The organism is Anoxybacteroides voinovskiense, from assembly GCF_014196205.1.
In the GTDB taxonomy this organism is placed as follows: domain Bacteria; phylum Bacillota; class Bacilli; order Bacillales; family Anoxybacillaceae; genus Anoxybacteroides; species Anoxybacteroides voinovskiense.
In genome coordinates, this window is sequence record NZ_JACIDE010000005.1 from 13592 (window position 1) to 36936 (window position 23345).

At 44.5% G+C, this 23345-nt stretch carries 22 protein-coding genes and 1 riboswitch; of the genes, 20 read left to right on the forward strand and 2 right to left on the reverse strand.

The genetic code is table 11. From position 1 onward, the window contains the following. Positions 1-30: 30 nt before the first annotated feature. Positions 31-924 (reverse strand): ribonuclease HIII, encoded by an 894-nt coding sequence (rnhC, locus tag GGR02_RS04355; RefSeq protein ID WP_260174963.1) that lies wholly within the window; start codon positions 922-924, stop codon positions 31-33. Between the two features lie 93 nt (positions 925-1017). Between rnhC and zapA the strand changes: the two genes are divergently transcribed. From zapA to GGR02_RS04450, 19 genes are all read left to right on the forward strand, one after another. After that, the gene (gene zapA / locus GGR02_RS04360; protein ID WP_183183526.1) at positions 1018-1275 is read left to right on the forward strand and encodes a cell division protein ZapA; all 258 of its coding nucleotides are present in this window, start codon (positions 1018-1020) and stop codon (positions 1273-1275) included. Positions 1276-1279: 4 nt separating this feature from the next. Beyond that, positions 1280-1819, forward strand: coding sequence for a CvpA family protein (locus GGR02_RS04365; RefSeq protein WP_183183527.1), 540 nt, complete (start codon positions 1280-1282; stop codon positions 1817-1819). 130 nt (positions 1820-1949) lie between these two features. Then, complete coding sequence (locus GGR02_RS04370) at positions 1950-4286, forward strand: endonuclease MutS2 (protein ID WP_409978337.1); 2337 nt, start codon at positions 1950-1952, stop codon at positions 4284-4286. 14 nt (positions 4287-4300) lie between these two features. Further along, positions 4301-4708 (forward strand): DUF350 domain-containing protein, encoded by a 408-nt coding sequence (locus GGR02_RS04375; RefSeq protein WP_183183529.1) that lies wholly within the window; start codon positions 4301-4303, stop codon positions 4706-4708. A 200-nt stretch (positions 4709-4908) separates the two neighbouring features. Further along, entirely contained in the window at positions 4909-6579 is a 1671-nt protein-coding gene (locus GGR02_RS04380) for a long-chain-fatty-acid--CoA ligase (protein ID WP_183183530.1), read from the forward strand. Positions 6580-6692: 113 nt separating this feature from the next. Next, positions 6693-7277 (forward strand): TetR/AcrR family transcriptional regulator, encoded by a 585-nt coding sequence (locus tag GGR02_RS04385; protein WP_183183531.1) that lies wholly within the window; start codon positions 6693-6695, stop codon positions 7275-7277. A 23-nt stretch (positions 7278-7300) separates the two neighbouring features. Then, positions 7301-8074, forward strand: a complete 774-nt coding sequence (locus tag GGR02_RS04390) for an enoyl-CoA hydratase (RefSeq protein WP_183183532.1) — start codon at positions 7301-7303, stop codon at positions 8072-8074. A 76-nt stretch (positions 8075-8150) separates the two neighbouring features. Further along, positions 8151-8924 carry an electron transfer flavoprotein subunit beta/FixA family protein gene (locus GGR02_RS04395; RefSeq protein WP_183183533.1) on the forward strand — a complete coding sequence of 258 codons (774 nt, stop codon included), beginning with the start codon at positions 8151-8153 and terminating at the stop codon, positions 8922-8924. A gap of 19 nt (positions 8925-8943) precedes the next feature. Beyond that, a complete protein-coding gene (locus GGR02_RS04400; protein ID WP_183183534.1) occupies positions 8944-9921 on the forward strand; it encodes an electron transfer flavoprotein subunit alpha/FixB family protein in 978 nt (325 codons plus the stop codon). Between the two features lie 201 nt (positions 9922-10122). Next, a complete protein-coding gene (trxA, locus tag GGR02_RS04405) occupies positions 10123-10437 on the forward strand; it encodes a thioredoxin (RefSeq protein ID WP_183183535.1) in 315 nt (104 codons plus the stop codon). 128 nt (positions 10438-10565) lie between these two features. Further along, entirely contained in the window at positions 10566-11750 is a 1185-nt protein-coding gene (locus GGR02_RS04410) for a hypothetical protein (protein ID WP_373286630.1), read from the forward strand. A gap of 106 nt (positions 11751-11856) precedes the next feature. Then, complete coding sequence (locus tag GGR02_RS04415; protein WP_183183536.1) at positions 11857-12819, forward strand: NAD-dependent epimerase/dehydratase family protein; 963 nt, start codon at positions 11857-11859, stop codon at positions 12817-12819. After that, positions 12816-14294, forward strand: a complete 1479-nt coding sequence (locus GGR02_RS04420) for an alkaline phosphatase family protein (RefSeq protein WP_183183537.1) — start codon at positions 12816-12818, stop codon at positions 14292-14294. Before GGR02_RS04415 ends, GGR02_RS04420 begins: the two co-directional genes overlap by 4 nt. After that, positions 14254-15012 (forward strand): glycosyltransferase family 2 protein, encoded by a 759-nt coding sequence (locus GGR02_RS04425; protein WP_183183538.1) that lies wholly within the window; start codon positions 14254-14256, stop codon positions 15010-15012. Before GGR02_RS04420 ends, GGR02_RS04425 begins: the two co-directional genes overlap by 41 nt. 93 nt (positions 15013-15105) lie before the next feature. Then, on the forward strand, positions 15106-15864 hold the full coding sequence (locus tag GGR02_RS04430; RefSeq protein WP_183183539.1) for a hypothetical protein: 759 nt from the start codon (positions 15106-15108) through the stop codon (positions 15862-15864). 15 nt (positions 15865-15879) lie between these two features. Further along, complete coding sequence (locus GGR02_RS04435; protein ID WP_183183540.1) at positions 15880-16812, forward strand: FTR1 family iron permease; 933 nt, start codon at positions 15880-15882, stop codon at positions 16810-16812. A gap of 112 nt (positions 16813-16924) precedes the next feature. Then, a complete protein-coding gene (locus GGR02_RS04440; RefSeq protein ID WP_306415780.1) occupies positions 16925-18295 on the forward strand; it encodes a nucleoporin-interacting protein in 1371 nt (456 codons plus the stop codon). Between the two features lie 17 nt (positions 18296-18312). Further along, positions 18313-20097: an excinuclease ABC subunit UvrC gene (uvrC, locus tag GGR02_RS04445; RefSeq protein WP_183183542.1), complete on the forward strand. Its 1785-nt coding sequence runs from the start codon at positions 18313-18315 to the stop codon at positions 20095-20097. A gap of 76 nt (positions 20098-20173) precedes the next feature. After that, positions 20174-20353: riboswitch (Lysine riboswitch) on the forward strand. 109 nt (positions 20354-20462) lie between these two features. Further along, complete coding sequence (locus GGR02_RS04450) at positions 20463-21701, forward strand: aspartate kinase (protein WP_183183543.1); 1239 nt, start codon at positions 20463-20465, stop codon at positions 21699-21701. Between the two features lie 256 nt (positions 21702-21957). Here the strand turns inward: GGR02_RS04450 and GGR02_RS04455 are convergent, their stop codons facing one another. Further along, positions 21958-22434 carry a YslB family protein gene (locus tag GGR02_RS04455; RefSeq protein ID WP_183183544.1) on the reverse strand — a complete coding sequence of 159 codons (477 nt, stop codon included), beginning with the start codon at positions 22432-22434 and terminating at the stop codon, positions 21958-21960. A gap of 272 nt (positions 22435-22706) precedes the next feature. Here GGR02_RS04455 and GGR02_RS04460 point away from each other — a divergent pair, with 272 nt between their 5' ends. Next, positions 22707-23315 carry a succinate dehydrogenase cytochrome b558 subunit gene (locus tag GGR02_RS04460; RefSeq protein WP_183183545.1) on the forward strand — a complete coding sequence of 203 codons (609 nt, stop codon included), beginning with the start codon at positions 22707-22709 and terminating at the stop codon, positions 23313-23315. Positions 23316-23345 lie beyond the last annotated feature (30 nt).

Below are 23345 nucleotides of genomic sequence, written 5' to 3' on the forward strand. Positions count from 1 at the left end.
TAGGTTGCCTTTTGAGCCAGCCTCTTCTTGTTAACGGTTAGCAATTCGCCGCGCTTTCTCCGTATTGGCAAAATGGAGTTTGGCGCATGAATGGAGAATCGCTTCGCCATGTGCTTGGATGAGGCGGGCAGCTGCTTTGTCGACTTGTTCTCCAGCCCCTTTTGGAAGCTCGATTCCGACCGTTTCGCTTAAATGGTCTAGCTCTTGCAAAAACAAATAACGGGCGATAATTGATGCGGCGGCAACCGCGATATGAACCGTTTCGGCTTTCGGAATACAATAGACGTGCTCACGAATGACGTCGCGCTCCCCTTCTAGATAGCGAAAATATAGGTTACGCTCGATAAACTGGTCAATAATAATAGCGTCTGGTAGTTGCGGGAGAGCGTTCATTAATTTTCCGATTGCTTTATTATGAAGCAGTGCCTTTATTTTTGTTTGCGGCATGCCGCGTTGCTGCCAACGGTTATACTCGGGATTTGAAAGGATAGCTGGCGCATAATGGAGATGGTCCATCAACGCTGGCGCAAGCCGAGTAATCATCTCATCTGTCAGCTGTTTCGAATCTTTTACCTCTAGTCGCTTCATTGTGTTGATTTGCTCTTTCGCGACATAAGCAGCGACGACGACGACCGGACCGAAATAATCTCCTGTTCCGACTTCATCCGAGCCGATGGCGGATACGGTCGTAAAATTCTCTTCTTTAGCTTGCCCTGAATCACGACCATCCCATCGCCCTACCTCTTTTTCTGCGTCTTTTCCTTGAAACAACACTTTGCCGGAGCGGTAAGCTGTAATCATACAACCGGAAAGTTTCGCGACAAATAAAGCGCCTGGTGGTAGTTTTTCGACGAGATTAGAAGCATAATAGCGCTTCATTTCCTGAATCATTTGTTCCTTTGCTTCGACGACATAATTTGCCAACACTCTCACCTCTATCGATATGCCATATCTTTTCATTATACCAGTGTTCATGGTATGATAAACAATAGGATTTTGCGGAATGGGGGAAAACATTTGGGCGATCAACAAAAAACGCGCATCACTGTCGACATTTATGGACAGCAATACGCCATTGTCGGTACAGAAAGTTCTAGCCATATTCGGCTTGTCGCATCCATTGTCGATGACAAAATGCGAGAAATTAGTGCGAAAAACCCAACGTTAGACGTAACGAAACTCGCTGTATTAACAGCGGTAAATTTTGTTCATGAATATATTAAGCTAAAAGAGGAGCATGACCGTCTCCTCCAGCAAATGAAAAAGGACGAGTGATGAAATGGTTGATGTCGCATTGCTTTTCATCCTTTTCACAGGATTTATGATCGGATTAAAACGGGGATTTATTTTGCAATTTATTCATATGACGGGGTTTATTATTGCTTTTATCGTCGCTTATATGAATTATGAAAAATTAGTTCCAACGCTAAAATTATGGATTCCGTATCCTACATTTGGCGACCCTGAGACGGTAAAAATGTTGTTTGAAAGCGCTCATTTAGATGAAGCATATTATCGGGCGATGGCGTTTGCGATTTTATTTTTCGCGACAAAAATCGTGATGCAAATTATCGGCTCGATGCTTGATTTCGTTGCGCAACTGCCGCTTTTGCGCAGCATGAACCGCTGGGCGGGCGGCGCGCTCGGCTTTGTCGAAGTGTATTTGCTTCTCTTTTTAGTTCTTTACGTCGGGGCGCTTATTCCGGTGGAAGCAGTACAGACGAAATTGCAGCACTCTTTCATGGCGAGTTTCATTGTGAAGCATACTCCGTTTTTCTCTGACATGCTCAAACAAATGTGGATTCGTTATATGGCATAGTCGCTTCTCTATGGATGTAGAGAAGTTTTTTGTCCTTTTGTCGAAAAACTTGTATCGTTTTCCGTAATGAATCGTATGAAAGAACAGAAGGAACTTGGAAACAAAAGAGGTGACACCATTGCATGCACGTGTGTTAAAAGTATTGGAATTTGATAAAGTGAAAGCACAGTTACTCGAACACGTTTCTTCCTCGTTAGGAAAAGAAAAAATTGAGCAGCTTCTGCCGTCAACCGATATTGCAGAAATTATCCGCGCGCTTGACGAAACAGATGAAGCAGCGACAGCGTTACGATTGCGCGGTCATGCCCCGCTCGGTGGAATGTTTGATATTCGCCCAAGCGTCAAGCGGGCAAAAATCGGCAGCGTCCTTAGCCCGCATGAACTGCTTGATATTGCAAGCACTATGTATGCGAGCCGACAAATGAAAACGTTTATCGAATCGCTGCAAGAAGAAAAAACCGAACTTCCGCATTTATTGCAATATGTCGAGCAAATAACAGCATTTTTGGAAGTAGAACAAGCGATTAAGCAATGCATTGACGAGTACGGGGAAGTGCTCGATCATGCGAGCGATCGTTTGCGCGCGATTCGCCAACAGTTGCGGAACACAGAAGCGCGTGTGCGGGAAAAGCTGGAAACGATCGTTCGTTCTTCTTCGGCGCAAAAAATGTTGTCCGATGCGATTGTGACGATTCGCAACGACCGCTACGTCATCCCAGTGAAACAAGAATATCGCCACGCCTACGGCGGAATCGTGCACGACCAATCGTCTTCCGGGGCAACGTTATTTATCGAGCCGCAAGTCGTCGTCGATTTAAATAACCAGCTTCAAGAAGCGCGCGTCAAAGAAAAACAAGAAATCGAGCGCATTTTAACGGAACTGACGAAAAAAGTAGCGGAACATGCGGATGCGATTCTGATGAATGTCGCCATTTTAGCTGACCTCGATTTCATTTTTACAAAAGCGAAATACGCGAAAAAACTAAAAGCGACAAAGCCGACGATGAATAACGACGGCTACATTCGCCTATTGAAAGCGCGCCATCCGCTCATCGACCAAAACGTCGTCGTGCCAAACGACATCGAACTCGGCAAAAATTATACGACGATCGTCATTACCGGTCCGAATACGGGCGGGAAAACGGTGACATTGAAAACGATTGGGTTATTGACGCTAATGGCACAGGCTGGCCTTTTCGTTCCAGCGCTCGACGGCTCGGAGCTTGCGGTTTTTCGGGCGGTATTTGCGGATATTGGCGATGAACAATCCATTGAGCAAAGTTTAAGTACGTTTTCTTCCCATATGGTCAACATCGTGGGAATTTTACGCCATGTCGACCATGAAAGCCTCGTGTTATTTGATGAATTAGGGGCAGGAACGGACCCACAAGAAGGAGCGGCGCTTGCCATCGCCATTTTGGATGAAGTGCGTGAGCGTGGGGCACGTGTCGTGGCGACGACGCACTATCCAGAATTAAAAGCGTACGGCTACAATCGCAAAGGGGTAATAAATGCGAGCGTCGAGTTTGACGTCGATACGCTTAGCCCGACGTATAAGCTACTTATCGGGGTGCCAGGGCGAAGCAATGCGTTTGACATCTCCAAGCGACTCGGGTTGAACGAGCGGGTGATTGAGCGGGCGAAAGCGCAAATGAGCAATGAAAGCAGCAAAGTAGAAAATATGATTGCTTCCCTCGAGCAAAGCAAACGGCAGGCAGAAGAGGAACAGAAAAAGGCGGAAGAAGCGCGGAAAGAAGCAGAGCGGATTCGAAATGAATGGGAGCAAAAATGGGAACAGCTTACCGCCAAAGAAACCGAGCTGCTTGATGACGCCAAACGAAAAGCGGCTGAGCTAGTGAGAGCGGCGCAACAAGAAGCAGAAGAAGTCGTTCGTGAATTGCGCCGTCTGCAAAAAGAAAAGCTCGCGGAAGTGAAAGAACATGAACTCATTGCCGCAAAAAAACGATTGGAAGACGCGGCACCAGCAATCGAGAAAAGAAGAAAGCAAAGAAAAGGGAACGCCCATGAATTTCGTGCTGGCGATGAAGTGCGCGTCGTTCATTTAAACCAAAAAGGCTTTTTGCTTGAAAAAGTGTCTGACGACGAATGGCAAGTGCAGCTCGGCATTTTAAAAATGAAAATAAACGAACGCGACTTAGAATACATCGGCAGCCCAAAGGTGGAAACGAAGCCGGTAGCGACAGTAAAAGGAAGAGACTATCATGTCGGATTGGAACTAGATTTGCGCGGCGAGCGGTATGAAGATGCGATCGCGCGGGTGGAAAAATACATTGACGACGCCTTACTCGCAGGTTATCCGCGCGTATCGATCATCCACGGGAAAGGAACGGGCGCGCTTCGCAAAGGGGTGCAAGAGTTTTTGAAAAAGCATCGTTCGGTGAAAAATATTCGTTTTGGTGAAGCAACAGAAGGCGGCATCGGTGTGACGATTGTCGAATTGAAATAATGGGGGAGAGGGCGATGAACTCCTTTTGGGAGAACGAACTAGTAAAGATTGCTGCCAATTTTAGCGTAGCGGTATTGTGCATCGTCGTTTTTTTAGCGGTGTTTGAATTAGTGACAAAATATCGGAATTGGGACGAAATTCAAAAAGGCAATGTGGCAGTGGCGATGGCGACCGGTGGGAAAATTTTTGGCATCGCCAACATTTTCCGATATGCCATCGGTCATCACGAATCGCTTCTTTCGATGATCGGGTGGGGAGTGTATGGATTTATTTTGCTACTGCTTGCCTATTTCATTTACGAATTTTTAACGCCGAAATTTAATATTGACGAAGAAATCGCCAACGATAACCGCGCTGTCGGATTTATCTCGATGGTCATTTCGGTTGGGTTATCGTTTGTAATCGGCGAAAGCATTCGATAGATGGGAGAACTTCCGATGGAAACGTTAGCGAAAGTACTGTTTGTGTTGTGTGGGGTATTTTTAGCGATCGGTATTGTGTATTGGCTATTTTTTGCGTAATAAGCGTCCTGCGTGAGCAGGCGCTTATTTTTTAGTGTAAATTTTCGAAAAATATAATAAAATAAAAATAAATCGTCCATTATTAAAACGGAGGGGATGCTATGGAAAAACGTTGGTTGGCTTATTATCCACCGCACATTCCGCACCACATTGATTATCCGCCGAAACGATTGCCTGATTATTTGCGTGAAACGGCCATGCAGTTCGGTTCAAAAGTGGCAATTGATTTTCTAGGAAAACGTGTAACGTTCCAACAGCTTTACGAGCAGTCGTTAAAATTCGCCAACTACCTCATCGCGCTTGGCCTACAAAAAGGGGATCGCGTTTCGATTATGTTGCCGAATTGTCCGCAAGCGGTGATTAGCTATTACGGGGTATTGATGGCTGGCGGCATCGTCGTGCAAACGAATCCGCTGTATACCGAACGAGAGCTAGAACATCAGCTAAACGATAGCGGCGCAACGGTGCTTGTTACGTTAGATATGCTTTATCCGAAAGCCGCGAAAGTAAAGGAGCGAACATCGCTTCAGCACGTAGTCATCACGAGCATCCAAGATTATTTGCCATTGATGAAAAAAATGCTTTATCCATTGATGCAAAAAAAGCAAAACCAGCCGCTTGTGTCAATCGAAGAAAAAAGCGACCAGCATTTATTGAAGCGCATCATGTCTATAGCGCCAGCAAAAGAAATTAATGTACAAATAGACCCGGTCGAAGACATTGCGCTGTTGCAATATACAGGCGGAACGACCGGATTTCCGAAAGCGGCGATGTTAACCCATCGCAACTTAATTGCGAATACACTCATGTGCGCCCATTGGATGTACCGTTGCCAAAAAGGGGAAGAAGTCATTTTAGGCGTACTCCCATTTTTCCACGTGTACGGCATGACAACGATTATGAATTTATCGATTATGCAAGCGTATAAAATGATTTTGCTGCCAAAATTTGATGTCGAAACCGTCTTAAAAACGATCGAAAAGAAAAAACCGACGCTTTTCCCTGGGGCACCAACGATGTATATTGCGCTTTTAAACCACCCGAATTTAGCAAACTATGACTTATCATCGATTAAAGTATGTATTAGCGGTTCCGCCCCACTTCCGGTCGAAGTGCAGCAGAAATTTGAACAAATTACAGGGGGCAAGCTAATTGAAGGGTATGGACTAACAGAGGCATCGCCAGTCACCCACTCTAATTTTCTATGGGATGGAGAACGAGTAAAGGGAAGCATCGGCGTGCCATGGCCGGATACGGAGGCGAAAATTGTGTCGCTCGAAACAGGGGAAGAAGCGAACGTCAATGAAATTGGCGAGTTAATCGTTCGCGGTCCGCAAGTGATGAAAGGCTATTGGAACCAGCCGTTTGAAACGGAAAGCGTGTTGCGTGATGGCTGGCTTTACACAGGCGATATGGGCTATATGGACGAACGAGGCTATTTCTTTATCGTCGACCGGAAAAAAGATATGATTATTGCGAGCGGCTACAATATTTATCCGCGCGAAGTAGAAGAAGTGTTGTACGAACATCCGAAAGTGCAAGAAGCGGTCGTGATTGGCGTTCCAGACGAATATCGCGGGGAAACAGTGAAAGCGTTTATCGTATTAAAAGAAGGGATGCAATGCACCGAAGAAGAGCTTGACCAATTTATGCGCAGCCGTCTTGCTGCTTACAAAGTGCCGCGCATTTATGAGTTTCGGAAAGAATTGCCGAAAACGGCGGTCGGAAAAATTTTGCGGCGTGCGCTAGCCGAAGAGCATAAAAATAAGTAATATCAACGCTTTCAGCCATTGGCTGATTTTTTATCTTGACAAATAGAAAGGGGAATTTTTAAAATTAAAATATGAATGATTATTCATTCATATTTGAAGAAGGGGAATGTGTGTTGAAACGGAATAAACCGAAGTATATGCAAATTATCGAAGCAGCGGTAGTCGTTATTGCTGAAAACGGCTACCACCAAGCACAAGTTTCGAAAATCGCCAAACAAGCAGGTGTAGCGGACGGGACGATTTATTTATATTTCAAAAATAAAGAAGATATTCTCGTATCGCTATTTCAAGAAAAAATGGGCGCATTTATCGAAAAAATTCAGCAAGAAATAGAAGGAATTTCGCGTCCTTCCGAGAAGTTATATTTGTTAGTGAAAAAACATTTTGAATTATTGTCGGCAGACCGTCATTTAGCGATCGTGACCCAATTGGAATTGCGGCAATCGAACAAAGAGTTGCGTTTGCGAATTAATGAAGTGTTAAAAGGATATTTGCGTGTTATGGAACAAATTGTAAAAGAAGGGATTGAGGTAGGCGAATTTCGCCGTGACCTTGACGTTCGCTTAGCAAGGCAAATGATTTTTGGTACGATTGATGAAACGGTCACGACGTGGGTGATGAACGAGCAGAAGTACGATTTAGCTGCTTTATCGAAGCCGGTGCATGAACTGCTGATAAGAGGCTGTTCGGCCTCTTGATTTTATAAAGGGGAGAGGAAAACATGGGGTTTTTTAGTGTGCATACGGAGGATTTTGTCGCGACCATCACTTTTTCGCGGCCTCCGGCAAATGCGTTGTCTTCCGCTGTTTTGAAAGAGCTTTCATCGTTGTTAGATGAATTAAAAGACGATGAACAAGTTCGCGTCCTTCTACTTCACGGAGAAGGAAGATTTTTCTCGGCAGGGGCAGACATTAAAGAATTTACGGCTGTTTCTTCTAGCGAAGAAGCTGCTTCGTTGGCACGTGCTGGCCAGCAAGTGATGGAGAAGTTGGAGCAATTTCCAAAGCCGGTCATTGCGGCGATTCACGGTGCTGCATTAGGTGGCGGATTAGAATTAGCGATGGGATGCCATATTCGGCTTGTTGCCGAAAACGCAAAACTTGGGTTGCCAGAGCTGCAGCTTGGACTTATTCCAGGATTTGCAGGAACGCAACGATTAATGCGCTATGTCGGCTTTAGCAAAGCGTTAGAAATGATGTGGACGAGCGAGCCGATTACTGGGGCAGAAGCGGTGCAATGGGGATTAGCGAATAAAGCAGTACCAGAGGAGAAACTGCTTGAAGAAGCGAAAACACTCGCGAAGAAAGTTGCGCAAAAGAGCCCGATTTCCGTGCAGGCGACGATTGAACTATTGCAAGCGGCAAAAGCGAGCGCATTTCATGAAGCTGTCGAAAAGGAAGCAATGTTGTTTGGCAGCGTGTTTATGTCCGAAGACGCGAAAGAAGGCGTGCAAGCGTTTATTGAAAAACGTCCAGCGCAATTCCGTGGCAAATAAAGCGATTATTTTTGTCTGAAATTTACAGAATGTTTGAAACTGAACAAATGTTCCACAAACATAAGGAGGGGTTTCCATGAACATTTTCGTTTTAATGAAGCGCACATTTGATACAGAAGAAAAAATTGTAATTAATAACGGCAAGGTGAATGAAGAAGGCGCTGAATTTATTATTAACCCATACGACGAGTATGCGATTGAAGAAGCGATTCAAGTGCGCGACAAAGTAGGCGGCGAAGTAACAGTCGTCACAGTCGGCAACGAAGATGCTGAAAAAGAATTGCGCACAGCGTTAGCGATGGGGTGCGATAAAGCGGTGTTAATTAACATCGAAGACGATGTCGAAGAAAGCGATCAATTTACGACGGCAAAAGTATTGGCAGAATACTTAAAAGATAAAGAGCCGCATCTAATTTTAGCAGGAAACGTGGCGATTGACGGCGGTTCTGGACAAGTTGGTCCGCGCGTGGCAGAACTGCTCGGCATTCCTTACGTGACAACGATTACGAAACTTGACATCGATGGCGATAAAGCAACCGTTGTTCGCGACGTCGAAGGAGACGAAGAAGTCATTGAAACATCGTTGCCGCTATTAGTCACCGCGCAACAAGGCTTAAACGAGCCGCGTTATCCTTCGCTTCCAGGCATTATGAAAGCGAAAAAGAAACCGCTCGATGAAGTAGAATTAGATGATTTAGATTTGGATGAAGACGATGTCGAAGCAAAAACGAAGACGGTTGAAATTTTCTTACCACCGAAAAAAGAAGCAGGGAAAATTTTACAAGGAGAACTAACCGACCAAGTAAAAGAGCTTGTTACACTATTGCGTACAGAAGCGAAAGTCATTTAAGTTATTGGGGGGACGGAACATGACACGAAAAGTAATTTCATTAGCGGAAATTCGTGACGGATCATTAAGAAACGTATCATTGGAAGCGATTGCGGCTGCAAAAACGATCGCGCAAGGCGGAGAAGTCGTTGCCGTATTAGTAGGAGAAAACGTGCAATCGCATGCAAACGAACTAATTGCGCACGGCGCAGACCGTGTAGTCGTTGTCGAACATGCGCAGCTAAAAGCATATACGCCTGATGGATACGGCCAAGCGCTAATGGCGGTCGTCGAAGCGGAAAAGCCAGAAGGAATCGTATTTGGCCATACGGCATTAGGAAAAGATTTATCGCCGAAACTAGCAACGAAATTAAACGCAGGGCTTGTTTCTGACGTCGTTGCGATTGAAGAAAAAGATGGAGAGGTATTGTTTACTCGTCCGATTTATTCAGGAAAAGCGTTTGAGAAAAAAGTCGTTAATGGCGGTCTTATCTTTATTACTGTTCGTCCGAACAATATTCCAGCGCTTTCTCGCGACGATGCTCGCACTGGTGAGGTGACAACTCTCTCTGTCGACATTAAAGATTTGCGCACGATCGTGAAAGAAATCGTTCGCAAAACAGCAGAAGGTGTCGATTTATCGGAGGCAAAAGTTATCGTTGCTGGCGGACGCGGGGTGAAAAGTGAAGACGGCTTTAAGCCGCTGCAAGAATTGGCGGATGTATTAGGCGGTGCAGTCGGTGCATCGCGCGGCGCGTGCGACGCAGGCTATTGCGATTATTCGTTGCAAATCGGGCAAACAGGAAAAGTCGTTACCCCAGATTTATACATTGCGTGCGGCATTTCTGGCGCGATTCAACATTTAGCCGGCATGTCGAACTCAAAAGTCATTGTCGCCATTAACAAAGACCCAGAAGCAAACATTTTCAAAGTCGCAGACTACGGCATTGTCGGTGACTTGTTTGAAGTCGTGCCGCTATTAACAGAAGAGTTCAAAAAATTAAAAGTCCATTCGTAATAAAAGAGCGAGCAAAGCGCGTGTAGCTTTGCTCGTTTTTCAGTTATAATTATTTAGAGAACGGAAATATTACAAGAGAAACGCAAGAAAGCCCCTGTCTTTAGATACGGGGATGAATTGCAAACGAAGCAAATTATTAGCGCCACATGCGAGAAAATGGTATACTTTGCTTACACGAGTAATGAAATAGGAGGAATGAAAATGGCCATTGTCAATGCAACGGACCAAACGTTTGTAACAGAAACGAGCACAGGAGTAACATTAGTCGATTTTTGGGCGCCTTGGTGCGGACCATGCCGCATGATCGCTCCGGTGTTAGAAGAAATTGATCAAGAAATGGGCGATAAAGTAAAAGTCGTCAAAGTGAACGTCGATGAAAACCCAGAAACAGCGGGGAAATTTGGCGTGATGAGCATTCCGACGCTTCTCGTCTTTAAAAACGGGGAAGTAGTGGACAAAACGATCGGCTTCCAACCGAAAGAAGCGCTCGTTAGCTTGCTCAATAAACATCTGTAATTTTTCAAAAGCAGTCCAATATTTTCTGGGCTGCTTTTTTTATTTTAGTATTGACAGTGAAAATCGTTCTCTATATAATCATAATCGTGAATGAAAATCGTTATCATATATCGGATTAAGGGGGATACATAATGAAGAAGCGACAGTTAAAAGCAGTGTTTGCGATGTTTTTACTTGCGGGGGGCGTATTAGCAGGCTGCGGAAACACAGAAAAAACAGCTGGAACAGAGAAAAAAGTAGAGAAAACAGAAGAAACCGAACAAGCGGAGAAAGAAGAGAAAGAAGAAGTCAATTACGGCGAAGCGTTTAAAGAAGCGGTGACAGAATTAGAAAAAGCAAAAACGGGCGAAAAAGTTGACTTTGATAAAGTAACCACCATTTATACGACGAAATTGCAGCCATTAGTGCAAAAACGCGATGCAGAGTTTCAAGATACGCTTGACCAACATATTACTACCGCATTAAACGCTGGAAAAGATGGATCGATGGCGCCGATGGTCGTCAAGCAACTTTTTGATAAATTAATGCAAAAAGTATTTTATACAACAATTAAACACGAGTTTACCGAAGTGGAAGAGCATTGGGGCAACAAAGAGGAAGTAAAAGAAGAAGTGGAAGAAGCGAAAGAATTTTACGCGATTTTGCAATCGACAGTAGAAAAACGCGACGCAGCGTACGGCACGAACCTTGTCGATACAATTAATGGAGCATTTTCCGACATCGAAAGTGCGGTAGAAAAAGGGGACGCGTTAGCGTTTGCGCTTGGCAAACAAGTTGTTGATAAAACGTTGATGAAAACATTCTACCTTGCAACAGGTGCGCTTCCACACGGGTATGCATCGAAAACTGCTGCGGAGGCGAAAGAAAACGCAGAGGAAGCAAAAGTGGAACAAGCGGAAGGATGGGCGTTTTATCAATCGGTATATCCGTATATGAAAAAGCATGCAGCAGAAGAGGCGGATTACATTCTCCAACAATTTGACTTGCAAACAGACGTCAAAACGTTAGACCCAGTAGCGATTAATAAAGCGTTTATTCGCGGGTGGGCAAAAGTAGCGCTCCATGAATACGAAGAAAGCGAAGAAAATTGGGGACAAGATAAATCAGCAGTGACAGCGCTGGAAGGGGCGTTATTTATCGATATGATTGGCAGTGACTTAAAAGCGCTTTTAGGAGAGCAAGCGTTCACAACGTTGAACGACCAAGCACACAAATATTTAGAAGCGGCAAAAGCGAAAAACAAAGAAGAAGGCGAGAAATTACTCAAACAAATCGAATCGACATTGCAGGCAGCAATCGAGAAAGCGAAATAAGGAAGGCGAAGCAAAAACCTTGTGTTATGGCAAGGTTTTTTGCTTTTGCAAATGCGCTGTTTTTGCTATCTTCTTTATGTACAATGTAAACGATGGGGTGGAATCATTGAACATTTTAGTAACAGGCGGTGCTGGGTTTATCGGCAGCCATCTTGTGTCGCACCTTCTTTCGTGCGGATATGATGTGGCGGTCATTGACTGTTTTCATCCTTATTATTCGATTGAAAGGAAGCGAAAACAGTTTCAGACGTTGACAAATGGGCACCATGTCCGGCTGTATGAAATAGACTTGTTAGAGGAAGAGAAAGTAGCACAAATTTTTCAAGCATACAAACCGAATGTCGTGTATCATTTAGCGGCATTGCCTGGCGTTCCTAATTCACTTTTACAGCCGCTCGCGTACGTCGATTACGACATCAAAGCAACGATTAACGTACTAAAAGCAGCAGGAAACGTAGGGGCAGAGCATGTGTTGTTTGCGTCTTCTTCTTCCGTTTACGGAGATTTAGGCGAGAAGCCGTTAAAAGAAGAAATGGCAACTGGACGAGTTGTTTCACCGTACGCCGCTGCGAAATATGGCGCAGAATCATTTTGCCATGCTTATGCGCAGTTGTTTGGCTACCAACTCACAATTTTCCGTTATTTTACGGTGTATGGTCCGTGGGGACGGCCAGATATGGCAATTAGCCGATTTATCCAGCAACTGTTGCGAAATGAAGCGATTACGGTCTACGGAAATGCGGCTCGTGACTATACGTACGTCGATGACATTGTCAAAGGAATGATTTTGGCATTGCAGCGAAATGGAAGTAGCGATATTTTTAATTTAGGAGCAGGGCGACCGATTACGATGGAGCAGCTGCTAAACTATTTGCGAAACGAGTTTCCAAACATGAAAGTGAACGGTGCTCCTAGCCGCCTTGGCGATGTAAAAGCGACATGGGCAGATATTACAAAAGCGCAACAAGCATTCGGCTATGAACCGACGGTTACGTTCGAGGAAGGACTAGCCCGAACGATTGCATGGGCGAAAACGCATGAATCGCTCGGAAAGGAAGGAAATCGATGAAAAAGGCATCTACATTTGAAAAAATAGCTGCCCGCTGCTGGAACTTGCTGAATGAGGGGAAGCCATTTACGCCAATTTTTGTCATCGGAACGATGATGTTGTACCATTTGCCGGACGTAGGCAACGTTCATCATCTTCAGTTGCTTTTGCTGAGTGCGTTAGTCGTTCTTCCTCTTTTTGCGATTTATTATGTGTATGATTTTCCGCTCTTTTTACGAAATTACTTATGGATTCCGTATGTAGCGTTTCTAATCATTTGGTCGTTTGCCGATGTGAAGTTACTATTATTGGCGGTTGGGCTTTACTTTTTCTTTACCGTCTTTTTTTGGGGAACGCTTTATTATCATTTGCGCATCGGGACGACGTGGTGGAATTTCACCCGCTTCTGGAAGCTCGTCTTAAAAAATAGCGATTCAACAAGCGGAAATGCCCAAGAACAGTTGCCAAAGTTTTTGCTTTTATTGTCGCTATGGCAATGGGCGTATGAACAACCGTCTGTTCCGCTTGGGCAGCTTGCCGTATTTTATTTCGCGATTTTTTTGTTTGCGTGGATACTTCATGCCAATTTATTTGATTGGAAACCGAAAGAAATTACGACGTATACGAATAACGTTGTTCCAACGACAGCCATCAACGACAAAGTGATTGTCATCGTCATCGATGGAATGCGCAAAGACCGATTTGAACAAGCAAACGCCCCGTTTTTAAAATCGTTACGGGCAAACGGTACGGAATTTACGCAAATGGAGACCGTCTATCCCGCTCGGACCGTCGTTTGCTTCACGTCCATGTTTACGGGAACGTATCCGTTTGAACACGGCATTCGTTCGAATATGGTATGGAAGCTAGGAATAAACGTCGAAAGCATTTTTGATTCGTTACGAAAAGTCGAGAAAAAAGGGCGGCTTCTTGGCATCGCCCATCTTGTCGACTCGTTCGGGGACGATGTGGAAACGGTAACGGCTGTGATGCATAACGATGTCGCAGACCGCAACATTATCGAGCGCGCAAAACTAGTGATGGACGAACAAGACCCTGACTTATTTATCGTGCAATTGATTGCGACGGATCAGACTGGGCATAGCCGTGGCGTATTGTACGATGAATATATTCAAAAAATTGAAGAAGCAGATCGGTTGATTAGAGAGTATGTCGAATGGCTCGAGGCACAAGGAAAACTCGACAATGCGACCATCATTATTTGTGCCGATCACGGTCAAGCAGATGGCATTGGGGGGCACGGCCATTTAGACGAAGGAGAGCGCTACGTGCCATTTTTTATGTACGGTTCTGCGATTGAGCGCGGAAAGCGAGTGGACGAGAAAAAAAGTTTGGTGTCGGTCGCCCCGACCATTGCTTATTTATTAGGCGCACCATACCCGAGCCATAGCCGTGGTCCAGTATTAACAGAGGCAATACGAAAGAAGGGAAATGATGAAAACGCAAAAAGTGATCGTCTTTTTACCAGCATATAATGAAGAAAAGTCTATAGGTGAAGTCATTCGCAGTGTTCCACGCCATTTTCATCCGTATGTAGAAGTGCGTGTGCTCGTCATTGATGACGGCTCTACCGATCGGACGGTAGAAGTCGCGAAAGAGGCAGGAGCGGATTACGTGTATCAAATGCCAAAAAATAGCGGGCTTGGTGCGGCTGTCCGCCAAGGATTACAACAATGCCTTCACCTTGGCGCCGATATCGGCGTCATGATTGATGCCGATAATGAATATCCTGCCGAACAAATTCCGGAGTTGCTTGCTCCTATTTTTAAAGGAGAAGCAGATTATACGATGGGCTCACGGTTTCTCGGGGAAATTCGCGGAATGAAATGGCACCGCCGGATGGGGAATTATTGTTTTACGTTTTTGCAGTCACTTTTGTTGCGAACGTGGATTTACGACGGTCAATCTGGCATGCGCGCCTTTTCGCGGCAAGCGATGGAACATGCCGACATTATTCATGATTACAATTATGCCCAAGTGTTGACGCTCAATTTAATGCGAAAAGGCTTTCGGATGAAAGAAGTGCCCATTCGTTATAAAGTGCGGACAACAGGGCAATCGTTTATTAAGTTTGGCGCGTATATGAAGGCGGTACTTCCAGCAATTTGGCGAGAAATGAAACGACCGATGCAAAAAGTAGCAATTGATCGCTCTGCTCACGTGTTGCCGGATGTCGATGAAAAAGTGTCTTAAGAACGGTGGAAGGCAAAGCTGCCCTTCCATCGCTCTATTGACAAAAAATATGATAATCATTATCATTGAAGGTATAGGAGGGGAAGAAAAGGAATGAACAAGCTACGTCTATTTTTTTTGATATCGTTGATATTCATTCTCACTTATGTACCGATGACTGCTTTTGCCTATTCATACGGAGACCCGAACGAAGAAAAAGTGGCGGAAGTGTATAAGCAAATGGCGGAAAAGTTAAACGAGAATCCACCAAATTTTGCCGAGGCGAAAACGATTTTTGAAACGGTAAAAGAAGAACTGGATATGCACATGGGAAAAGAGCCGTCCGAAGCGGTATTAAAAGCGATTGCGGCGAAAGATAAGAATGCTGTCTTAGAAGATATGAAAAAAATTTTAGTGCTAAACATTGCAAGACGGCTAGAAAACATTGAGAAAAATTTTGCACAATACGATACAAGCAAACGATTATTAGCGAAAGCATTTGCTACATACGAAGCGCTTTCTCCGACGATTCAAGCGAAAGATGCGGCGCTTGATAAGCAACTGAAAACGGAATTTGACAATGCGCTGCAGTCATTAGGAAATCCAGGATTGTTTGGCGTCGGAAAAAAACAATCGAACATCGAGCAATTTAAGAAAAGCAAAGAAATGATTTTAACGACATTGCAAAAACAAGTCGGGTTGAAAAGTTTAAAAGTCGGTCATTTTTCCGAGTCGGCAGTTGAGAAGCCAGAAGCGGTGGAGAAAAAAGAATGGACCGATTTATCCAAGGTGAAAAACTGGATTCCAATTGCCGTACTTGTGGTTGTCATTGGTGGGGTTGTTTTGTATTCCATGCGCCGGAAACGTGCGTAGAGAGGGGAGCAAACGATGGAAGTTCAAGCGCTGTTAATTACGTTTCGTGAAGTATTAGAGGCGTTGCTTATTGTCGGCATTATTACGTCGTATTTGAAGCGAGTGAATCATACGAAATATACAAAATATGTATGGCTTGGGGCTAGTTTGGCGGTTGTTGCAAGCGTAGTGGTAGCACTTCTTTTCCAAGTCGTATTTACCGGCTTTGCCGCAATGGGAAGCGAGATGTATTTGAAAATTTCCATTATGTTCATTTCGGCGATTTTGTTGACGCAAATGGTGTTTTGGATGGCGGAACATAGCCGCGATATGAAAAAGAACGTGGAAGGGAAAATGGACCGCTTTATTACGACGGGAAACGTTGTTGGCATGGTCATCCACTCGTTTTTAGTCGTTCTTCGGGAAGGGGTAGAAACGGTATTTTTCTTTGCGGCGATTACCGGTGGAAATATCGGTGCGGCGATGCAAGGTTGGGGGGCGATTACCGGCGTTGTCATTGCCGCATTAGTCAGCTATATTTTCTTTAAAGGGACGATGCGTGTACCGCTCAAAACGTTTTTCCAAGTCACAGGTGCATTTATTATTTTGATTGCTGCTGGCTTACTCGTCCAAGGGATTTCGATGTTGCAAGATTTAAACATTATTGGAAGCGTGATGCCGCACGTGTACGATTTAACGTGGCTATTGCCAGAACATCCGATTGACTATAACCATTATTTGCGCGACCATGGGGTAGCGCCGTTATTATCAGGAGATGTTGGGGTGTTTTTAAAAGCGCTCTTTGGCTACTCCTCCATGCCATCGTTGGAAGAAGTCATTGCCTATGTCGGCTATTTCGTTGTAATCTATTTGTTGATTACTAGCCGTCAAGCGAAAGCACCGAAAAAAGCAAAGCAAAAAAACACGAATGCTGAAGCGCTTGAATCCGAAACGAAACATGTGATTTAAAAGTACAAGAGCCTATCTTGTACTTTTTCCTTTACAGAAGGTGAAAACAATGCGTCAATATTTTCTGGGAAATCATCGATATTTGTCATATGTTGGAGTATTGTCTCTTTTTTTGGTCATTTTCGTAGAGATAATGTATGCAAGTCCGTATGCAGCGACGTGGGATCAAGTCGACTTCGCACTCGCATTAGATCGGTATGATTTATTGGCGATGCAGCCACATTTTCCAGGCTACCCGTATTTCATTGTTGGTGGAATGATTGTTCACCCATTTGTCGCAAATCCAGCAAAAGCATTGGCTATTTTCAACGTCCTTCTTCTCACATCAGCAAATGTTCCGCTTTTTTTGTTAGCAAGAAAATATGGAAAAGAAGAAACGGCTTGGCTTGTTGTGGCGTTTGTGCAGTCGGCAAGCTATGTGATGCTTATTGTCAGCGCGCCGATGTCAGAAGGAGCGGCGTTAGCCGTTTTATGGTGGTACGTTTGGGCAATCGAGTGGGTGCGCGAACGGCCAACATTTTGGAGGCACGTGCTGCCGCTTTTCTTTTTAGGGATTTTGCTTGGCATCCGCCTGTCGTATCTTCCGTTTGCAGTCGCCCTTTTCTTTTTATGGTATAACGATTGGAAACAGTACCGTCAGTGGCGACGCATTGCGCTCTTTGCTCTTATTGCCTTGTCGTTTCAACTCGTTTGGGTGATAGCGGTCGCATCGACAGAAGGAAGCATCGCTAGTTTCTTAAAATTAGCGTTTTCGTTTACGAACGGACATTTTCAAGACTGGGGCGGAACGGTATCAAGCGATACGATGCCGTTTTGGCAACGAACGATTCATTTTTTCGCTTATAACATCTTTTGGGTTGGCATGGCTAGTCAGTCGGTGGTGTTGCTCGTAGCGATAGGATGGATGTTTCTCGCATCTGACCGCTCTAATCGGATGTCGCGTACGTTTCTTCTTACGATGGTGGCATATCTTTTCTGGGCATTAGTGGCACAAAATATTGATAAACCTCGCCATATTCTTCCGCTTGCACAAGGGGCGTTGTTTTATGGAGCGATTCATTATTTGGCACGAAATAATTCGCTACGCAGGCGGTTATTTATTAGTGGAACGATTATCGTTCAGCTACTAGTCGGCACTTTCCATCTGCGCGAGGCACAACAGTTGCCGGCTACGTATCAATTAGCGGATGATTTACAAAAGGCGAAGGAATCGTTTATTGTATATACGTGGGAAGAAGCGAGGGTATTTGATTATTTGCACGTAGCGTTTCCGTATCAAGAAGCGCTTCATTTTTCTTTTTTTCAGCAGCATCGCGCAAACTATCAACATACAAAAATTTATTTGACCGACCATGTCGTGCAAGGATTTCGCGCCCAAGGAGTGCCGATTGACGGACATTTGCGAAAAATAAAAACGTACCATTCTAGCACGCTCGCTGATCCGGTGTATGGGAACATTACGTTATATGAGTGGATAGACTAAACATTGGAGTGGTTATGATGCATGATCACTTAAAAGAAAAGCTAGCTGTTTTGCCAGAACAACCAGGCTGTTATTTGATGAAAGATAAAAACGGAACGGTCATTTACGTCGGGAAGGCGAAAGTGTTAAAAAATCGAGTGCGTTCGTATTTTACGGGGACACATGACGGAAAAACGTTGCGCCTCGTGAACGAAATTGCTGATTTTGAGTACATTGTGACGTCGTCTAACATTGAAGCGCTTATTTTAGAAATGAATTTAATTAAAAAGTACGACCCGAAATATAACGTCATGTTAAAAGATGACAAAAGTTACCCGTTTTTAAAAATTACTGCGGAAGAACATCCACGGTTAATCATTACAAGAAAAGTGCAAAAAGACCGCGGAAAATATTTCGGACCGTACCCGAACGTCCAAGCAGCAAAAGAAACGAAAAAACTATTAGATCGCATTTACCCGTTGCGCAAATGTGAATCGATCCCGAATCGCGTCTGTTTATACCACCATATGGGACAATGTTTAGCACCGTGCATTTACCCCATTTCCGCCGAACAAAACAAAGAAGTGGTCGAGAAAATTGTCCGTTTTTTAAATGGTGGGCATCGAGAAGTGAAACAAGAATTAACGGAAAAAATGTTGCAAGCAGCAGAAGCATTGGAATTCGAGAGGGCAAAAGAATATCGCGACCAAATCGCCTATATTGACGCATTAATGGAAAAACAAAAAATGACGATGAACGACTTTATCGATCGCGACGTGTTCGGTTATGCGTACGATAAAGGATGGATGTGCGTTCAAGTATTTTTTATTCGTCAAGGAAAGCTCATTGAGCGCGATGTTTCCATTTTTCCATTGTACCAAGACTACGACGAAGAGCTGCTCACGTTTTTAGGGCAGTTTTACGAAAACGCCAATCATTTAAAACCGAAGGAAATTGTACTGCCGCGGGAAGTAGATGGCGAATTGGCAGAACAGCTTCTTCACGTGAAAGTGACGCAGCCGAAATCCGGAAAGAAAAAAGAATTAGTCGATTTAGCGTGCAAAAATGCGGCGCTAGCATTACAAGAAAAATTTCATTTTATCGAGCGTGACGAAGAACGGACGATTAAGGCGGTCGAAAACTTAGGAAAAGCGCTAGGGATTGCTGTTCCGCATCGAATCGAGGCATTTGATAATTCCAATATTCACGGAGCCGACCCAGTTTCGGCGATGGTCGTTTTTATCGATGGAAAACCAGCGAAAAAAGAATATCGCAAATATAAAATTAAAACGGTCCAAGGTCCTGACGACTACGAATCGATGCGTGAAGTTGTGCGCCGTCGCTATACGCGTGTGCTGAAAGAGAGCCTCCCACTTCCTGACCTTATTCTCATTGACGGAGGAAAAGGACATTTAGCTGCCGTTCGCGATGTGTTAGAGAATGAACTTGGACTAGACATCCCATTAGCAGGTCTTGCTAAAGATGACCGGCATCGGACGTCAGAACTACTTATGGGCGACCCGCCGCAAATTGTGCCACTGGCACGCCATAGCCAAGAATTTTATTTATTGCAGCGCATTCAAGACGAAGTGCATCGATTTGCCGTGACGTTTCATCGGCAAACGCGCGGAAAAACGATGTTTCAATCAATATTGGACGACATTCCAGGCGTCGGGGAGAAACGGAAAAAAGCGCTTTTGCAATATTTTGGCTCCGTGAAACAAATGAAAGAAGCGAGCATCGAAGAATTGCAAAACGCAGGCGTTCCATGGCATGTGGCGGAAAAAGTATTTGAAAAGCTACAAGAATATGATGGAAAATAAGCAAAAGGAATTGTCAAACGGGAAAAAAGTTGATATAATTCATACAACTGAATATTTATACACTTTCGAACACGAAAGTGATGATAGAGGTGCGAACTTCAAGAGTAGGCATCCGGAGGAAAATGAGTTCTAATGAAGGATGGTGAAAGGGGAGCGTCGCCGAAGTGGGAAAAGTCTCATTGCTTTTTCTGCTGGTTCTGCGTTTAAGAAATGTAGGACTGTCAAGATGAATTCATCTTGGAGCGCTATCTCACTGTGTGAAACGAGTTTGTTTTGTTTCGTCACAGCAATGAGAAGCCTCTCATTGCTGTTTTTTCTTTTCTATACCGGTATAGAAATACATCATAGAATAAAGGATGGGGAAAATGGGAATTATTGTACAAAAATTTGGCGGGACGTCTGTCGGCTCGATTGAGCGAATTCAACACGTTGCGAATCGAGTGATGGCAGAAGTGAACAATGGAAAAGAAGTCGTCGTCGTTGTATCGGCGATGGGAAAAACGACGGATGAACTTGTACAACTTGCCAAACAACTTACTAACCACCCGAACAAACGGGAAATGGATATGCTTTTGTCTACCGGGGAACAAGTGAGCATTGCGCTTTTAGCGATGGCGTTAGAAGCAAAAGGACAACGGGCTGTATCGTTAACTGGTTGGCAAGCAGGAATTCAAACAGAAGCGGTACATGGGAACGCTCGGATTACGCATATTGATCCTGCGCGAATCAAGGCGCATTTGCAGGAAGGGAAAGTCGTTATTGTTGCTGGATTCCAAGGAGTGACGGCAGCTGGCGAAATTACGACGCTCGGTCGCGGTGGTTCGGATACGACCGCCGTGGCGCTTGCAGCCGCGCTAGAAGCAGAAAAATGCGACATTTACACCGATGTTACGGGCGTATTTACGACCGATCCGCGCTATGTGAAACAAGCGCGAAAATTGCAAGCAATTTCTTATGATGAGATGTTGGAGTTGGCCAATTTAGGGGCAGGCGTTTTGCATCCGCGCGCCGTAGAGTTCGCGAAAAACTACCAAGTGCCGCTTGAAGTTCGCTCGAGCATGGTCGAGGAACCTGGCACAATCGTGAAGGAGGAAATTTCAATGGAGCAGCATTTAATTGTTCGAGGCATTGCGTTTGAAGACAAGGTAACGAGAGTAACTGTACAACATTTGCCAAAAGGGCTACAAACGTTACCGACAATTTTTACAGCACTAGCTAATCGTGGCATCAATGTCGATATTATTATTCAAAGCACGACCGCTAGCGAAACGACATCTGTTTCGTTTTCCATTCGCACCGAAGACTTGCAAGAAACGTTGGAAGTGTTGCAGTCGTTGGAAGGAATCGATGTCGAACATGAGAGCCAACTAGCGAAAGTATCGATCGTCGGCTCAGGTATGATTTCTAACCCTGGCGTTGCGGCGCAAATGTTTCAAGTGTTAGCAGCTGAAGGGATTGAGGTAAAAATGGTCAGCACATCAGAAATTAAAATCTCTACCGTCATCGCCCAAGAAAAAATGGTCGCAGCAGTGGAGGCGTTGCATGCAGCGTTTCAACTAGAAGAAAAAGAAGAGGTTGCATCAGGCGTGTTGATTAACCATTAAAAACCAGTTGAAATCGCTCTATTCCTAGCTTTTCTGCCGTAGTCGGCAAGCGGTTCGCTTGCGACTGGGCATGCTGTACGCATGCCCTACTCGAACAATGAACGCTTTGCGGGCAAATGACATTTGCCCGCCGGCGTTCTTGTTCGAGGGAAGAGGCAGAAAAGCTTGTGTTCAGTCAAATGATTCTATGTTTTTTAGTAAAATAATGGATAATCAACACTCGTGAGGTTGCATTGTAGGTGAAACCCGTTCGCTGTCATTCGACAGGCGAACGGGTTTCCTCTAGTACCGCATCTTTTTGATCCCATTTAATCGTAAAAATGACTTTTTTTGCTCGTTTTTTCGGTTGTTCGTACGCTTCGGTAATGCAGCGTTTTTGCTGCTCGATTTGTTGCGCAAGAAACCCAGCTTCTAGCGAAAACGAGCAGTCATCATTCATGGACATGCGAGCGGCAACGAGCTCTCCCGCCAATTCGACTTCTAGCTCGTCGCGCCGTTCTTTTATGATAGTGAGCGCTCCCCAGCCGGCTTTAGCAAAAAAAGCGATGATTTCCTCGAACGTATCGAGTGGGTATTGCCGGGCGAGCCGCTTTCCAGCCCAATATAAAATGCTAGCTGTTTCTTTTCCGAGCAAATCTGGAAGCAACACGTTACGAAGGAGTTCGTAGCCGAAGCTAGGTACGGTAATCGATTCGAGCGTTTCATATTGCTGTTGAAATGATACGTTTTTCACATACTTCCCCTCTTTCTATTCATCATTATAGCCGAACAAACTGGAGAAATCAGTAGTTTTCTTTCGATTTTTCGGTGTTTATTGTTGTAATTTTCGAATGATTGAACATTTTATGAACTCGTTTTCTTGACGCTCTTATTAGATGGGAGTACAATGGATGTGACGTATGATTAATGGAAATGGAAGCATTTACAGTTCCGTTAGTCAACGAGTGTGGATGGGGAGTGCGCTTTTTTTCGTTGTCACGATATTTAAAAAAGGGGGTTCATTACATGGCAGGAAATCGCGAATTTTTTTATCGTCGGCTCCATTCCTTGTTAGGGGTCATCCCAGTCGGTCTTTTTTTGACGCAACATTTAGTCGTCAACCATTTTGCAACGCAAGGTCCAGAAGCGTTTAACCGTGCGGCATCATTCATGGGAAATTTACCGTTTCGCTACTTTTTAGAAATTTTTATTATTTTCCTTCCGCTATTGTTTCACGCGATTTACGGGCTTTATATCGCTTTCACAGCACAAAATAATGTGAGCAAATACGGTTATTTCCGCAACTGGATGTTTATGTTGCAGCGTTTGACAGGTGTGATTACGCTTATTTTCGTGACGTGGCACGTTTGGGAAACACGCGTGCAAGCAGCGCTTGGAACAGAAGTAAACTACGACATGATGGCGAACATTGTGGACAACCCGTTCATGCTTGGCTTTTACATTGTCGGAATTGTGTCAACTGTCTTCCATTTCGCCAACGGGTTATGGTCGTTCTGTGTGAGCTGGGGGCTTACCGTTACTCCACGTTCACAACAAATTTTTACATATGTGACAATGGCAATTTTCGTCGCGCTTTCAATCGTTGGCATCCGTGCCATTTTAGCATTCGCTTAATCCACGACTAGCAATCATTTAGGGAGTGAG